Source organism: Duganella sp. sic0402 (assembly GCF_019219065.1).
Classification (GTDB): Bacteria; Pseudomonadota; Gammaproteobacteria; order Burkholderiales; family Burkholderiaceae_D; genus Rugamonas.
This window is the reverse complement of sequence record NZ_JAHUWK010000001.1, coordinates 309,897-325,139: the sequence shown is the minus strand read 5'-3', so window position 1 is coordinate 325,139 and position 15,243 is coordinate 309,897. Positions and strand designations below refer to the sequence as shown.

The window sequence follows — 15,243 nt, the reverse complement described above, 5'->3', positions numbered from 1 at the left end:
CCGCGCCCCGATATACTGTATATGCATACAGTATATCAGAAGCGTATCAGGACAGGATGGCTTTCAGCGCCTCAACCAGCTTGCCGCACTCCTCGTCCGTGCCGATGGAGATGCGCAGGAACTGATCGATGCGCGCTGCGGTGAAATGGCGCACAAGGATAGCCCGCTCGCGCAGCGCTTTTGCCAGCTGCGCGCCATCATGTTGCGGATGGCGGGTGAAAATGAAGTTGGCGTGCGAAGGCAGCACCTCAAAGCCCAGCGCCTGCATTTGCGCTGTCAGCCACGCGCGGCTGGCGATGATGGCTTGCGAAGTCTGCTCGGTGTAAGCCACGTCATCCAGCGCCGCCACCGCGCCAGCCTGCTGCACCTGGCCCAGCGGGTAGCAGTTGAAACTGTTCTTCACGCGCTCCAGGCCTGCGATCAGGTCCGGATGGCCAACCGCAAAGCCAACCCGCAGGCCCGCCAGCGAACGCGATTTCGACAGCGTCTGGATCACCAGCAGATTATCGTAGCGGTCCAGCAGCGCGGCGGCGCTTTGCGCGCCGAAGTCCACATACGCCTCATCGATCACCACCACTTGTTCTGGATGCGCTTTTACCAGTGCCTCGATCTGCGCCAGCGACAAGGCGATGCCGGTCGGTGCGTTCGGGTTGGCGATGATGATCGCGCCGCACGGACGGTTGTAATCGGCGATATCAATCTCGAAACGCCCGTTCAGCGGCAGCTGCACACATTCGATGCCATACAAGCTGCAATAGGTGGGATAAAAGCTGTAGCTGATGTCCGGCGCCAGCAAGGGCAAATCATGCTTGAGCAAGGCATGGAAGGTATGCGCCAGCACCTCGTCCGAGCTATTGCCGACGAAGACCTGCTCGCGCGCCAGCCCAAAGCGGCGCGCCACCGCATCCTTCAGCGCCACATTCGCCGGATCGGAATACTTGCGCAAACCGTCGCCAGCCGCTTCATGCATGGCGGCGATGGCCTTGGGCGACGGGCCGTAGGGATTTTCATTGGTATTCAGTTTGATCAGACCAGGCATCTGTACCTGCTCACCCGGCGTGTACGGCGTCAAGCCATGCACCACTTTGCTCCAGAACTTACTCATGCCACTTCCCCAAATGCTCGCTCGATATCGGCGATTAAATCTTGTACGTCTTCCAGGCCCACGTTGAAGCGCACCAGTATGCCCTTGTCCTGCCAGTTTTTGCGCATATGCTGTATGCGGTATGGCATGACCAGGCTGTTGGCGCCGCCCCAGCTATAGCCGATCTTGAACAGCTTGAGCGCATCGACAAAGCGGTCGGTCTGCGCTTCGGTATAGCGGTCGTCGAAGATCACCGAGAACAGGCCGCCAGCGCCAGTAAAGTCGCGCTTCCATATCTCGTGGCCTGGACAATCGGCAAACGCCGGATGCAGCACGCGCTTGATCTCCGGGCGCGCTTGCAGCCATGTGGCCAGCTGACGTGCTGCCGCATCATGCGCGTCGAAACGCAGGCGCATGGTCGGCAGGCCGCGCGACACCAGATAGGCATCGTCCGCGCCAACGCCCATGCCCAGCCGCATATGCGCAAGACTGACGCGGTCGTGCAGCGTGCGGTCGCGGGTGATGACAGCCCCCATCAGCACATCCGAACCGCCGGACTGGTACTTGGTCAGCGCCTGCATGATGATGTCCGCGCCCAGGTCAAAACCGCGCAGCGCCAGGCCCGCCGCCCAGGTATTATCCAGCGCCACCAGCACGCCACGCGCATGCGCCGCCTTGCAGATGGCCGGCAGGTCCGGCACCTCCATCGACACCGAGCCCGGCGCCTCGACCCAGATCAGCTTCGTATTCGGCTGAATCAGCGCTGCAATGCCATCGCCGATCAACGGATCGTAGTAGCGCGCGGTGATGCCGAAATCATCCGACAGCCAGCGTCCCAGCTCGCGGTTAGGGTTGTAGACATTCTCCGGCAACAGCACATCGTCACCGGATTTGAGCAGCGCAAAGTCCACCATGGCGATAGCCGCCAGGCCGCTTGGCGCCAGCAGACAGTGGTTGCCGCCTTCAATCTCCGCCAGCCGCGCTTCCAGCGTGAACGTGGTCGGCGTGCCATGCAAGCCGTAGGTATAGGCGTTCTTCTCTTTCCAGTCGCCCGAGCGCATGGCCGCCACGTTCTTGAACAGCACCGTCGACGCATGGTGTATGCCGACCGGGAAAGCCTCGAAGCCTTCCGGCGCCTTGTAGTCCGTATGGATCAGCGCCGTCTGCGGAGATTTCTGCACCGTCATGATCAGCGCATATTGCCGGTGTGACCCAGCGAGTAGCGGCCCGGCTGTGGCCACACGGTCAGCCCGTGCGGTTCCTGGCCGACTTTGATCTGCTTGACGTCGCCGTTGGCGGTGTCGATGCGGTACACCACATCGTCAAAGCGGCCAGACAGCCACAGGTATTTGCCATCGGCGCTGACGTTACCCATATCCGGGCTGCCGCCACCTGGAATCGGCCATTGCGCTACCACTTTTTCGGTGGCGAAGTCGATCACTGTCACGCGGCCCTTACCTTTGCGCTTACCGTGGATGGCGTGCGTGCCGCGGTTCGCCACATACAGCTTGGTGCCGTCGCGGCTAGGATACAGGCCGTGCGCGCCCACGCCGGTCGGGATGAAGCCGACCTTGGTGAAGGACGCCGCGTCAATGACGTGCACGCCATCGGCGTCCATGTCGGCGATGTAGTAACGCTTGCCGTCCGGCGAAACGCGTATATCCTGCGGCATGCCTTTCTTCTTGCTGCACACCTCATTCGCCAGTAGCTGGTCGATCGGATCTTTTTCCGAGAAGCGCGTGGCCGGCATCGACAGCTTCAGATAGCCTTCCACCTTGCGCGTCGCCAGATTGATGCGCGCCACCGAGCCGGCGAATTCGCAGGTAAACATGGCGTAGCGGCCATCCGGCGAGAAATCGGCGTGGTTGATGCCGCCGCATTCCGGTACGTCGATGGCGTACTGCATCTGCATTGTTTTAGGATCGCGGAAGTCCAGGCGGTGCAAGGCTTCGGCCACGACGATGGCGGATTTACCATCCGGCGAGAAGTACATATTGTAGGGATCTTCCACGGGAATTTGCGTGCCCGGCTTGCCGGTGCGTGGATCGATTGGCGTCAGGCTGCCCTTGTTGGTGCGCTCGGCATTATTCGCCACCCACAGCGCCTGCAAATCATAGCCCGGTACAACGTGCTGCGGGCCGACGCCGACCTTGAACTTGTCGACCACCTTCAGCGTATCCGGGTCAATCACGTACACATCGTTGGAGCGCAGGTTCGGCACATACACGCGCGGCAGGTGATCCTTGGTGGCCGGGCTCAGATGGGCCGGGCTGATGCCAGCGTAGACATTCACCGGCGCCACGGCCGGTGCGGACGCAGCAGCTTGCGCCGGCTGCATATTCGCCACAGCCAGCAGACTGCCGGCGCCGATCAAACCAACAGCGGCCAGCGCCGCGTAGACGATGCGATTAGTTTTCATTTGGATGTTTTACTCGTAGTGGATGGCGCGCCATGCGCCGTAAAATCGGAAATCGCTGCGACCGAGGTATCGACGATACGCTGCACGCCCAGCTTGCCCAGTTCGGCGGTGGCGCGGCGCGCATCACCGCGCACGCCCTGCGCCACGGTCGGCGACGGTCCATGCGCCAGCGCGTCGCTGCGCACCAGGGATTTGTCGGTGGCCAGCATTAGCGCAGCGTCGGCCAGACCGGCGTGCAGGCCGATTTCGGCCTTGCTGTAGCCGCGCTTTTCCAGGTCAGCGATAAAAGGTTCTTGCGTGACATCGTAGTACGCCAGCAGCGCCAGGGCGCGTGCCTTGCCGTCCTTGACCCATACTTTATTCAGCCGCTCGGCCACACGGATTTCGCTTTTCTGGTAGCCGCCATGGTCGCCAATCAGCACGATATGGCGGAAGCCGTGCTGGCGCAGGCTTTGCGCGGCGCCGTACAGCAGGTCTTCAAAGGTGGATTCGGGTATCGACAGCGTGCCGGCAAACTTCATGTGACCGGCCGGCGGCGTGATGCTGCCTTCCGGGACGTAAGCCACGACCGGCGCCACCACGGCGTTGCCGAGTCTTTGCGCGATCATCCGCGCCAGCACCGTGGCGCGCACATTGTGCTTGCCGAGCGCGATATACGGGCCGCTTTGCTCGGTGCCGCCGATCGGGATGATGGCGGTGGTCGCGCCGCCATCGATGCGGGCGCGCAGCTCGGTGCTGGTCATTTCTTCCAGCATGACGGGCGCTTCGGCGGCAGCCACCGGCCTCGCCATCAAGCCCACCAGCATGCAGGCGGCCAGCACCGCCGGGAATTTCAAGTCACGCATAAGCATCAGTCATAAAAAAGGCGGACCGCGTAAAACGCAGGTCCGCCTTTATTATAGTAGACGAATGGCTTTGCAGGCTCTTAAAGCGCTGCGCCCCACAGGTCGTGCGCGTCGGATGTTGTAATCTTCACGTCGACGAACTGGCCGACCACCAGTTTCTTGTGCGGTTCGAACGGTGGCTTGACATACACCACACCGTCGATTTCCGGCGCATCGGCAGCCGAACGGCCTACGCCACCGGTGCGGTTGACCTCATCAATCAGCACGCGCACGGTCTTGCCGACCTTGGCCTGCAGGCGGGCTTTCGAGATTTCCTCTTGCAGCAGCATCACGCGGCCACGGCGCTCTTCACGCACTTCTTCCGGCACCGGATTCGCCAGTTCATTGGCGGTCGCGCCTTCCACCGGCGAGTAGGCGAAGCAGCCCAGGCGGTCGATTTGCGCTTCTTTCAGGAAGTCCAGCAGGTATTCGAATTCCGCCTCGGTCTCGCCAGGGAAACCGGCGATGAAGGTCGAGCGGATGGTCAGCTCCGGATTCATCTTGCGCCAGGCCAGGATGCGGTCCAGGTTTTTCTCGCCGCTGGCCGGACGCTTCATGCGCTTCAGCACATCCGGATGCGCGTGCTGCATCGGAATGTCCAGGTAAGGCAGAACGTGCTCGCCCATCAACGGGATCACCTGGTCCACGTGCGGATAAGGGTAGACGTAGTGCATGCGCACCCAGGCGCCGTACGACTTGGCCAGCTCGCCCAGCGCTTCCATCAGCTGCGTCATATGGGTCTTGATCGGACGGCCATTCCAGAAGCCGGTGCGGAATTTGACATCCACGCCATAGGCCGAGGTGTCCTGCGAAATCACCAGCAGTTCCTTGACGCCCGATTTGAACAGGTTCTCCGCTTCCAGCAGCAGCTCGCCGATAGGACGCGACACCAGATCGCCACGCATCGATGGAATGATGCAGAACGAGCAGCGATGGTTGCAGCCTTCGGAGATTTTCAGGTAAGCGTAATGCTTAGGCGTCAGCTTGATGCCTTGCGGCGGGATCAGGTCGATGAACGGCTCGTGCGGCTTCGGCAAATGCAGGTGCACCGAGTCCATCACCTCGCCCAGCGCGTGCGGGCCGGTGACGGCCAGCACTTTCGGGTGGATCTTGGTGATCAGGTCCGAGCCGTCGGCATCTTTTTTGGCGCCCAGGCAGCCGGTCACAATCACTTTGCCGTTTTCGGCCAGCGCTTCGCCGATGGCGTCCAGAGACTCCTGCACGGCGGCGTCGATGAAGCCGCAGGTGTTGACGATCACCAGATCGGCGCCGTCATAGGATTTGGCAGTCTCGTAACCTTCAGCGCGCAGCTGGGTCAGGATCTGTTCGGAGTCCACCAGCGCCTTGGGGCAGCCGAGCGAAACGAAGCCCACTTTCGGTGCTGGCGCGCCGGCGGCTGGCTTGGGAAGTCGAGAGAGTGGTTGCGATTGCATATAGGTTGCTTAATACTTCACAAAGATTACGAGCAATCGACGATTATACCATGTTAGGATAGTGCCTTAACGCCCTTTGCTCAGAGGAGATTGTGTGGCAACACTGAAAGACGTCGCAATGCTTGCCGGTGTGGGCATGTCGACAGCATCGCGCGCCATTTCTGGCGCCGGGCCAGTATCGGCCGAGGCGATGAAAAAAGTCCAGGCCGCCATCGAACAACTCAACTTCCGCCCTTCCTCCATCGGCCGCTCGCTGTCGGCGCAGTCGCTGGGCATGATCGGCATCTTCTGCCCCTCCTTCTTTGGCGCCTACTACGGCACCATCCTCAAGCAAACCGACATCGAACTGCGCGCCATGCGCCGCCACGTGGTGGTGGCCACCGGCTGCGGCGACGGCACGCCGCGCGAAGAAGCCATCGAGGCGGTCAAATTCCTGATCGGCCGCGATTGCGACGGTATCGTAGTGCTCGGCCATGACTTGTTTGATGAAGACATGCAGATGCTGCACAAGATGCATCCGAAGATGGCCTTCCTGAACCGCCGTGGTCCGGGCCTGGACAGCTCCTCGTTCTGCCCCGATCACCGTCGCGGTGGCGAGCTGGCGGCGCAAACCCTGCTGGAGGCTGGCCACCGCAAGCTGGCAGTGGTTTCCGGCCCGACCGGCACCTGGGACAATGAGGAACGCTTGCACGGCTTCTTTGACGAACTGGCGAAGCGCGGTATTCAGCGCGACGATGTGCGGCTGATTCCATCGGACTTCTCGCGCGAAGGCGGCTTTGCCGCGACCCAGCAGCTGATTGATGAAGGCCGGACGTTCACCGGCCTGTTCTGCGCCAACGATGAAATGGCGGTAGGTGCGATGTCGTGCTTCCACCGCGCCGGCATCAGCGTGCCGGCCGATGTCTCCATCGTCGGCTATGACGATGACTACTCGGCCGAATTTTCCTCACCGGGCCTGACCTCGGTGCACATCCCGATGCAGCAGCTGACCCAGAACGCGGTGCGCTGGCTGCTCAACCTCTGCTACGGAACGCAGCACGAGATCACCCGCGAGTTTCCGGTGACCGTCACCAGGCGCGGCTCGGTCGCCGCGCCTGGCCAGGCTTAGAACTTCACCGACACGCGCACGCCGAGGGTGCGGGGGTTGTTGTAGTACGCTGCCCAGATCTGCTGCTTCGGCTGGCATGGCGCGCCAACCTGGGTGCAGACTTCGATCGCGTCATACTTCACTTCCTTGTCGGTCGCGTTGTTGACGAACAGCTCGGCCGTGTAAGCCTTGCCGCGCGGCTCGTAGCGCACGCTCAGGTCCAGCGTGGTGTATGCATCCTGCATCTTCACACCCGGATGACCCGGCACATCGTTGGCAAACGCACCCGAACCGATAAACGACTTCGTCTCATAGTGCGCCGAAATGCGCGGCGTAATACGGCCAGTGCTGATATTGAAGTCATGCTCGTACATCAGCGTGGAGGCGAAGGTCGGCGCGTGTTTCAGCACACTGCCGCCCACGTTGACGGTCGGCGCGGTGGTGCCGCAGGACTGGCCGTTGGCGCGCGCCGCATCCACGTCGCAGGACAGGAAGTCGTCATAGCGCGCTTTCAGCCAGGTGGCGTTGCCGCTGAAGCGGTCAACACTGGTCGGACGCCATGCCCATTCCGCTTCCACACCTTTCACCGAGGCGCCGGCGGCATTGAAGTTTTGCAGCGTGTTGTTGACCACCTGCGATTCCAGCTTGTCCTTGTATTTCATCCAGAACGCGTCGATGTTCAGCGACAGCTGGCGGTCCAGCAGGTCCGACTTGAAGCCCAGCTCATAGCTGGTCAGCTTTTCCGGCTTGGTGGTGGCGCCGCCGTCGCCGATGGCCGGCGAGTGGAAGCCGGTGGTCACCGAGGCGAAGGTCAGGATATCTTTCGACACCTTGTACTCCACGCGGCCCAGCCAGGTCGCCTGGCCATAGGCCAGATCGGCGGTGTTGTCGCCATAGGTATTGCCGCAAGTCGCCTGATTGACCACGCCGCCCGGCCCGATATTGTGCGTGTTGATGGTGCCGGTGCCCGGCGTGACCAGCTGGGCGATCTGGCCCGGCGTCAGCGTGGCGCCGCGCGGCGCGTTATCCGGCCAGTTCGGGCAGGCCCAGTTCTGGCCGCCGATATCGTACTTGTGGTCCTTGGTGTAGCGTGCGCCGGCAGTCAGTTTCCACATCGGGTCCAGCTCATAGCTGGCCTGCGCGAAGGCGGCCTTGGAATGCAGCTGGCGGTTGCCCTGGATGAAGGACATCGCCGATGCATACTGGCCGACGGTCGGCTGGACGAAGATCACGCTGCCGTTGGCGATGCTCTGGTTGAGCATCTCTTCCGAAATCTGGCTGCGGTCGATGTCGAAGCGGATCTTGTTCTTCTCACGGAAGAAGAACAGGCCGCCGACCCATTGCAGCGGCGCTTCAGAATCCGAGCGCAGTTGCAGCTCGTTGGACAGGCTGTCGAACTGGCCCCACTCGGTACGGTTCTCGGCTTTGAAACCTGGATAGAAGCCGGCGTCCGCATCGCTGGCGTTGCTGCGTTTCAGGCGGCTCCACGCACCCAGGTACTGCGCTTCGATGCCATCCACCGGCCGCCATTGCACCTTGCCCTTGCCAGTGATGATGGACTGGTCCAGCGTGCCCACGGTATCGATCAGCGCGGAACGCAGGTCCTGGCCCGGCTTCGGCTCGGCCGCCAGATAGATATTGCCGGCGCCAGTGTCGCTGTAATAATCGGCGATGAAAGTGGCCTTCAGGTCCGGCGTGAACTTCCACAGCAGCGAAGCGCGCGCGCCCTGCTGATCGCCAGCGCCATACTTCTTCGCGCCGGGCGACACATTGGAACCTTTGCGAAAATCGACGTAGCCGTCATGCTGATCCTTGATAGCGGCGACACGCAGCGCGATATCCTCACCGAGCGGAATATTGATCATGGCCTGAGTTTGCAGGCGATGATAATCGCCGACCACCACGCTGGCCGAGCCGAATACCTTGGAGGTGCTCGGCGCACCGGAAACCAGGTTGACCGCGCCGGCGGTCGAGTTACGGCCGTTCAGCGTACCTTGCGGGCCGCGCGCCACCTCGACATGGTTCAGGTCATACATCAGCGCCGTGGCGCCCTGCGGACGCGGCACGTAAATGCCGTCCACATAAAACGCCACCGCCGGGTCGCCCAGCTCGGTGTGATTGGCCGAACCCACGCCGCGCATGTAGACGTGCACGCCGCCCGAATCGCTATGCGGCTCGACCACCAGGCTAGGCACCATGGCGGTCATCGAGGCCAGATCCTTGACCTGGTTATTGGCCAGCGTATCCTGGGTAAAGGCGGTAATCGCCAGCGGCGTGTCCTGCACCAGCGTATCGCGGCGGGTGGCGGTGACGATGATCTTCTCGACGTTGTCGCTGGCCGCCGGGGTATCTGCCGACGCCTGCTGCTGCGCATACGCCGCGCCGCCGCTTAACATCATCTGCGCGATGCTCAAGGCTAAAACGGTTTTCTTCATTGATGTCTCCTCGCTTCTTCCAAGTGGAACCGGTTCCACCACAAGACGCACGCGTGCGTCGGGCCATACCATGGCAGACCCGGTGATTAGGCAACTACGGAAATTCCGGGGTCAGTTCCGCCAAATGTACATGAGCTCGTGTACGTTTGGCAGAACTGACCCCGGGTGTTAGAGCCGCTGTTCTGTGGCTCCGTCAAACAGGGAAATACGGTTGGTGCGGATCGAGAAGCTGATGTCTTTCTCGGTTTCGATCTGTTGCTGGTCCTGCACGATGCCCGCGATCTGGGCGCCGTGGAAGTCCAGCCATACTACGCGGTGGGCGCCCATCGCTTCGATCAGCGAAACCGATGCGCGTACCGCCTGACCAACGCCGTCAACATGCCCGACGTCGATGTCTTCCGGCCGCACGCCCAGCACGCATGTGTGCTTGCCGGCCAGCGGCTGCTTGAATGGGTAGCCGGTCACGTCGACCGTCAGGTGTTGGTTGCTAAACACGGTGCGGCCGTCCTGCGTTTCCAGCGCGCCTTTGAACAGGTTCATGCCCGGCGAACCAAGGAAGGTCGCCACGAACAGGTTGGCCGGGGTATTGTAGACCACGTCGGGTGTGTCGAACTGCTGCACCACGCCGCCCTTCATCACCGCCATGCGCTGCGCCAGCGTCATTGCCTCGACCTGGTCGTGGGTGACGTAGATCATGGTCGCGCCCAGCTGCTTGTGCAGCTGCTTCAGCTCGCGCCGCAGTTCGGTGCGCAGCTTGGCATCGAGATTGGACAGCGGTTCGTCGAACAGCATCACGTCAGCTTCGCGCACGATGGCGCGGCCAATCGCCACCCGCTGCCGCTGCCCGCCCGACAGATTGGCCGGCTTGCGCTTCAGCAGCGGGCCAAGTTGCAGCATGTCCGAGGCGCGGTTGACGCGGCGGGCGATTTCCGCCTTCGGCGTGCCGTTGATGCGCAGCCCGAACGACATATTCGATTCCACATTCATGGTCGGATACAGCGCATACGACTGGAACACCAGCGCGATGCCGCGGTCTTTCGGATCGGCCCAGGTCATGTCGCGGCCGCCGATTTCGATCTGGCCCGCGCTGGTGTCGATCAGGCCGGCGATGCTGTGCAACAGCGTCGACTTGCCGCAGCCGGATGGCCCGAGCAGCACCACGAACTCCCCTGCTTTGACATCCAGGTCGAGCGATTCAATCACCCGGTTGCCGCCCAGCTGGATCTGCAAATTACGAATAGCTACGTTAGACATGGTTTAACCCTTCACAGCGCCAGAGGCAATGCCGCGCACAAACCAGCGGCCAGAAATAAAGTAGAGCGCCAGCGGCACGACCGACGTCAGAATGGTCGCCGCCATATTCACGTTGTACAGGCGCTCGCCGGTGGTGGTGTTGATGATGTTGTTCAGCTGGACCGTCATCGGCAGGTGCTCCGAACCCGCAAACACCAGGCCAAGCAGGAAGTCGTTCCAGATGCCGGTCACCTGCATGATCACCGCGACCACGATCACCGGCGTTGACATCGGCAGCATCAGCTGCACGAAGATGCGCCAGAAGCCGCCGCCGTCGATGCGCGCCGCCTTGAACAGCTCCATCGGCAGCGCCGCATAGTAATTACGGAACAGCAGCGTCATCACCGGCATGCCGAAGATGGTGTGGATCAGGATGATGCCCGGCAGAGAGCTGAACAGGTTCACCGCCGCCAGCACCCGCACCAGCGGATAGATCATCACCTGCACCGGAATGAAGGCGCCCATCATCAGGATCGCAAACAGCACGCCGGCGCCGCGCGGACGCCAGAACGACAGCGCATAGCCGTTGATCGCGCCAATCGCAATCGACAGGATGGTACTCGGCACCACAATCGCCACCGAGTTCCAGAAGCCGCCACGGATGCCGTCGCATTCCAGTCCGGTACATGCCGAGGACCAGGCTTGTACCCACGGCTCCAGCGTCAAATGCTGCGGCAGCGCGAACAGCGTGCCGAGGCGGATTTCCTCCATCGGCTTGACCGAGGTCACCAGCATCACATACAGCGGCAGCAGGAAGAACAGCGCCGCCACGATCAGGAAGGCGTACACACCGATGCGGGCCGGCGTCCACGCCAGCTTGCGGCGCGGGCGCGGCGTCGGGATGCTGGCGTCATTGGCGGCCGCCAGACGGGCCTGCTCTGCGGCGCGCGCGCTGGCGTCGGTGGTTTTATCGAGTTTCACAACTTGTCCCATCATGCCCCCAGTGCGGCGCGGCGATTGCGCACAAAGTACAGCGGCGCGACGATGGCCAGCACCGTCAGCAGCAGTACGATCGATGCGGCGGAAGCCAGGCCGATATTGGCGCGGCCGAACAAATAGTCCATGATGAACTTGGCCGGCACTTCGCTGGCCGTGCCCGGACCGCCCTGCGTCATCGCGACCACCGCATCGAACACTTTCACCACCATCACGAACAGCAGCACGAAGGCGGTCGATACCGACGGTCCCAGCATCGGCAGCACGATGCTGCCGTAGACGCGCCAGCGCGGGATGCCATCGATGCGTGCGGCCTTCCAGATTTCGTCGTCGACACCGCGCAGGCCGGACAGCATCAGCGCCATCACCAGCCCGGAGGCCTGCCATACAGTGGCGATCACAATCGTGTAAATCGCCATGTCCTGGTCGACTATCCAGTCGAATTGCGCATCGGGCCAACCCAGCTTGCGCAGCACTTCCTGGATGCCCAGCTCCGGATTCAATATCCACTGCCAGATCAGGCCCGTGGCGACAAAGGACATCGCATACGGATACAGGAACACGGTACGCAGTGCGCCTTCCGCCATCACCTTCTGGTCGATGAACACCGCCAGCAGGAAGCCGATGATCAGGCAGGCGGCGATGAACAGCACGCCATACATGGCGACGTTTTGCAGCGACAGCAGCCAGCGTTCGTTATTGAACAGGCGGATGTATTGCGAGGCGCCGACAAAGTCGCTGGCCGGGAAGGTGCGCGAGCTGCTGACCGAGACGCGCGCGGTCCATAGCATCGTGCCCAGGTAGGCCAGCAGCACCGTCAAGGCCATCGGCAAGATGGCGATGTAGGCGGCAAAGGAAACGCTTTGACGTTTCTTCGTCATGGCTTAGTCGCCCTTGATGGCGCGGGCGAAGGCTTTTTGCGCATCGTCCGGCGACTGGTTCTTGTTCCAGTAGCTGGTCAGCACGTCCTGCAATGCGCCAGTGGTGTCCGGCGTCGCCAGCATTTCGCTGTTCGGCAGCTGGCGCGATTTGTCCTTCATGATCGCCAGTCCCTGGCGCGCGCACAGGTCCAGCTGCGATTCATCGACATCGCCACGGATCGGGATCGCCCCCTTGCGCGCGGCGAAAGCCACTTGCGCGGCCGGCGAGGTAACCACGTTGGCCAGCAGCTTCTGCGCCTTGATGGCGTTGGCGTCATTCGTTTTCGGGAAAACGAAGGCGTCACCGGCCACGATGTATGGCGCTTTCGGGCCGAAGCCGGCGTAGCAGCCGAAGTCCTTGCCGGCCACTTGTTTGGCAGCGGCGAATTCGCCCTTGGCCCAGTCGCCCATGATCTGCACGCCCGCTTTGCCCTGGACAACCAGCGCAGTCGCGTCGTTCCAGTTGCGGCCCGGCGAGCCTGCGTCCACAAAGCCTTTCAGTTTTTTGAACTCCACCAGCACCTGCTTGAAGGCCGGCGACATCACGGCTTTCTGGTCACGGTCACGATAAACTTTCAGATACAGGTCCGCACCGCCAACCATGGCGAAGATGGCGTCGAAGGTGATCTTCTCCTGCCAGACCTGGCCGCCAAAGGCCAGCGGCACCACGCCCGCCGCTTTCAGCTTGGCCAGCTGCGCCAGGAATTCTTCCCAGGTCTGCGGTTCGCTGGTGATGCCGGCTTTTTTATACGCGGCCTTGGAGTAGAAGAACCACGCGGGCATGTGGATGTCCACCGGCGCCGCGTAGAAATGGCCATTGACCTTGATCGCTTGCAGGATAGACGGCGGCATGATCTGCTCCCACTTGCCGGCGATCGCCACGTCGTCCACATTATTCAGCAAGCCCTGTTCGACGAAATCGCGGAACTGCTTGGAGGTGTTGAACTGCGCGGCGGTCGGCGCATTACCGCCAACGATGCGGTTGATGGTGGTGGCGCGCGACTGGTCGGCGCCGGCAACAGCCTGGTCGACCCACTGGCCGCCGGCCTTGTTATAAGCGTCCGCGAACTGCTTGACTGCGGCTGATTCGCCGCCCGAGGTCCACCAGTGAATCACGGTGGCTTTCAGCGGCGCCTGCGCGTTGGCCGCGCCGGCTGCTGACAGGGCGAGCGCGATGGCGCAGCCCAGTTGTGTGGCCTTGTACATTCTGTCTGTCTCCCTGAGGGCGTCAAAGCGCCCCATTCTATTCGTGGAACTTACTTTTGGGCGGACCGCTGCGCCAAAAATTGTGTAACCAGTTTAGCGCTGCGTTTCAACGTGCGCTTCTGTGTCGCATAGTCGACGTGGATGATACCGAATCGGCGCTCATAACCGAAGGCCCATTCAAAATTATCCAGCAGCGACCAGATAAAGTAGCCGCGCACATCGACACCGGCTTTCACCGCCTGGTCCACCGCTGCCAGGTGGCGGTTCAGGAAGCTGATGCGCTGGCTGTCATGCACTTCGCCATCGACCACCTTGTCATCGGTGGCCATGCCGTTCTCGGTGATGTAGATCGGCGGCAGGTTCGGATAGTCGCGGTGGAAGCCGACCAGCAGGTGGCGCAAGCCGTCCGGGTATACTTCCCATCCCATTTGCGTGCGCTCGACGCCTTCCAGATACACTTCGGTGTAGCCATGCTTGCCGTCGCTCACCACATTGGTGCGGAAGTAGTAATTAATGCCGAGGAAATCCAGCGGCGCGCCGATGATGTCCATGTCGCCGTTCAGAATGGTCGGCTGCGCGCCAGGCCACAGCTCCCACAGCGCCGATGGATAGGACTTCTTCAGCAGCGGGTCGAGTATCCAGTTATTGTGCTGCAGCTCGAACAGCCAGGCCGCGCGCTGGCCGGCAGCGCTGGCGTCGGTGCTGGTGCCGCGCCCCACGTTGGCGACGATGCCGACTTGCGCCGCCGGATCGTTGGCGCGCAGGTGCCGCACTGCCAGTCCGTGCCCCAGCAGCAGGTGGTGCATGGCCTGGGTGGCGAATACCACGTCCTGCTTGCCCGGCGCGTGGTGGCCGGTGCCATAGCCATGCATGGCCGAGCACCATGGCTCGTTCAGCGTGGCCCACGCATCGACCAGGCCTTTCAGCTGGCGGCTGATCATGTCGGCGTATTCGGCAAAGCGGTAGGCGGTATCGCGGTTGACCCAGCCGCCCTTGTCTTCCAGGTGCTGCGGCAGGTCCCAGTGGTACAGCGTGACGTAAGTCTTCAGGCCCTTGGCGCGCAAGGCCTTCAGCAGCCTGCGATAGAAATCGATGCCCTTCTCGTTCGGCTTGCCGTCGGCCGTCATCACGCGCGGCCACGAAATCGACAGGCGGTAGGCGCCGACCTGCAGGCCGGCCAGCAATTCCACATCCTCCTGCCAGCGGTGATAGTGATCGCAGGCGATTTCGCCAGTGTCGCCGGCCAGCACCTTGCCCGGCGTGGCCGAGAAGGTGTCCCAGATCGATGGAATGCGGCCGTCCTCACGCACCGCGCCTTCGATCTGATAAGCGGCCGTGGCGGCGCCGATCAGGAAATCCTTATTCCATAGCACCGAATCGGCCGCCGGATTAAACGTCTCTGCATTTGCAACTGGCACCACACACACTCCTTCGCTGAACATCAAGTGGAAGCGCTTCCATAACCTGTTGTCGATAGTACTACCGAAGAATTTTGAGTGTCAACAAAATAGTGGGTATTTTGTAATCAAGCTACAAAAACGGCACA

Annotated in this window: 12 protein-coding genes; 1 reads left to right on the top strand and 11 read right to left on the bottom strand. The window is 61.9% G+C overall.

Annotated features, from left to right (window positions below; all coding sequences use genetic code 11):
* Positions 1–46 precede the first annotated feature (46 nt).
* The 5 genes from hisC to rimO all read right to left on the bottom strand — a co-directional run bounded on the left by hisC (position 47) and on the right by rimO (position 5,820).
* Positions 47–1,105, bottom strand: coding sequence for a histidinol-phosphate transaminase (gene hisC, locus KW842_RS01415; protein ID WP_218302302.1), 1,059 nt, complete (start codon positions 1,103–1,105; stop codon positions 47–49).
* Entirely contained in the window at positions 1,102–2,271 is a 1,170-nt protein-coding gene (locus KW842_RS01410; protein WP_218302301.1) for a cystathionine beta-lyase, read from the bottom strand. The genes hisC and KW842_RS01410 overlap by 4 nt, the downstream gene beginning before the upstream one ends.
* Before the next feature lie 2 nt (positions 2,272–2,273).
* The gene (locus KW842_RS01405) at positions 2,274–3,503 is read right to left on the bottom strand and encodes a YncE family protein (protein WP_218302300.1); all 1,230 of its coding nucleotides are present in this window, start codon (positions 3,501–3,503) and stop codon (positions 2,274–2,276) included.
* Positions 3,500–4,348 (bottom strand): creatininase family protein, encoded by an 849-nt coding sequence (locus tag KW842_RS01400; protein WP_229223429.1) that lies wholly within the window; start codon positions 4,346–4,348, stop codon positions 3,500–3,502. Before KW842_RS01400 ends, KW842_RS01405 begins: the two co-directional genes overlap by 4 nt.
* Positions 4,349–4,428: 80 nt before the next feature.
* Positions 4,429–5,820: a 30S ribosomal protein S12 methylthiotransferase RimO gene (rimO, locus tag KW842_RS01395; protein WP_218302299.1), complete on the bottom strand. Its 1,392-nt coding sequence runs from the start codon at positions 5,818–5,820 to the stop codon at positions 4,429–4,431.
* A 94-nt stretch (positions 5,821–5,914) separates the two neighbouring features.
* Here rimO and KW842_RS01390 point away from each other — a divergent pair, with 94 nt between their 5' ends.
* Positions 5,915–6,928 carry a LacI family DNA-binding transcriptional regulator gene (locus tag KW842_RS01390; RefSeq protein WP_218302298.1) on the top strand — a complete coding sequence of 338 codons (1,014 nt, stop codon included), beginning with the start codon at positions 5,915–5,917 and terminating at the stop codon, positions 6,926–6,928.
* Here the strand turns inward: KW842_RS01390 and KW842_RS01385 are convergent.
* The 6 genes from KW842_RS01385 to KW842_RS01360 all read right to left on the bottom strand — a co-directional run bounded on the left by KW842_RS01385 (position 6,925) and on the right by KW842_RS01360 (position 15,139).
* On the bottom strand, positions 6,925–9,342 hold the full coding sequence (locus KW842_RS01385) for a TonB-dependent receptor (protein ID WP_218302297.1): 2,418 nt from the start codon (positions 9,340–9,342) through the stop codon (positions 6,925–6,927). The two genes, KW842_RS01390 and KW842_RS01385, sit on opposite strands and share 4 nt — an antisense overlap.
* Positions 9,343–9,510: 168 nt before the next feature.
* Entirely contained in the window at positions 9,511–10,596 is a 1,086-nt protein-coding gene (locus KW842_RS01380) for an ABC transporter ATP-binding protein (protein WP_218302296.1), read from the bottom strand.
* 3 nt (positions 10,597–10,599) lie between these two features.
* Positions 10,600–11,478 (bottom strand): carbohydrate ABC transporter permease, encoded by an 879-nt coding sequence (locus tag KW842_RS01375; RefSeq protein ID WP_373925131.1) that lies wholly within the window; start codon positions 11,476–11,478, stop codon positions 10,600–10,602.
* Between the two features lie 89 nt (positions 11,479–11,567).
* On the bottom strand, positions 11,568–12,452 hold the full coding sequence (locus tag KW842_RS01370; protein WP_218302295.1) for a carbohydrate ABC transporter permease: 885 nt from the start codon (positions 12,450–12,452) through the stop codon (positions 11,568–11,570).
* A 3-nt stretch (positions 12,453–12,455) separates the two neighbouring features.
* Entirely contained in the window at positions 12,456–13,697 is a 1,242-nt protein-coding gene (locus tag KW842_RS01365) for an ABC transporter substrate-binding protein (RefSeq protein ID WP_218302294.1), read from the bottom strand.
* Between the two features lie 50 nt (positions 13,698–13,747).
* On the bottom strand, positions 13,748–15,139 hold the full coding sequence (locus tag KW842_RS01360) for a GH1 family beta-glucosidase (RefSeq protein ID WP_218302293.1): 1,392 nt from the start codon (positions 15,137–15,139) through the stop codon (positions 13,748–13,750).
* Positions 15,140–15,243 lie beyond the last annotated feature (104 nt).

Excerpts from the sequence above, each read along its gene's own strand:
- KW842_RS01365 (WP_218302294.1), bottom strand. The coding sequence starts at position 13,697 with ATGTACAAGGCCACACAACTGGGCTGCGCCATCGCGCTCGCCCTGTCA.
- KW842_RS01380 (WP_218302296.1), bottom strand. The coding sequence starts at position 10,596 with ATGTCTAACGTAGCTATTCGTAATTTGCAGATCCAGCTGGGCGGCAAC.
- KW842_RS01370 (WP_218302295.1), bottom strand. The coding sequence starts at position 12,452 with ATGACGAAGAAACGTCAAAGCGTTTCCTTTGCCGCCTACATCGCCATC.
- KW842_RS01385 (WP_218302297.1), bottom strand. The coding sequence starts at position 9,342 with ATGAAGAAAACCGTTTTAGCCTTGAGCATCGCGCAGATGATGTTAAGC.
- KW842_RS01400 (WP_229223429.1), bottom strand. The coding sequence starts at position 4,348 with ATGCGTGACTTGAAATTCCCGGCGGTGCTGGCCGCCTGCATGCTGGTG.
- rimO (WP_218302299.1), bottom strand. The coding sequence starts at position 5,820 with ATGCAATCGCAACCACTCTCTCGACTTCCCAAGCCAGCCGCCGGCGCG.
- hisC (WP_218302302.1), bottom strand. The coding sequence starts at position 1,105 with ATGAGTAAGTTCTGGAGCAAAGTGGTGCATGGCTTGACGCCGTACACG.
- KW842_RS01410 (WP_218302301.1), bottom strand. The coding sequence starts at position 2,271 with ATGACGGTGCAGAAATCTCCGCAGACGGCGCTGATCCATACGGACTAC.
- KW842_RS01360 (WP_218302293.1), bottom strand. The coding sequence starts at position 15,139 with ATGTTCAGCGAAGGAGTGTGTGTGGTGCCAGTTGCAAATGCAGAGACG.
- KW842_RS01405 (WP_218302300.1), bottom strand. The coding sequence starts at position 3,503 with ATGAAAACTAATCGCATCGTCTACGCGGCGCTGGCCGCTGTTGGTTTG.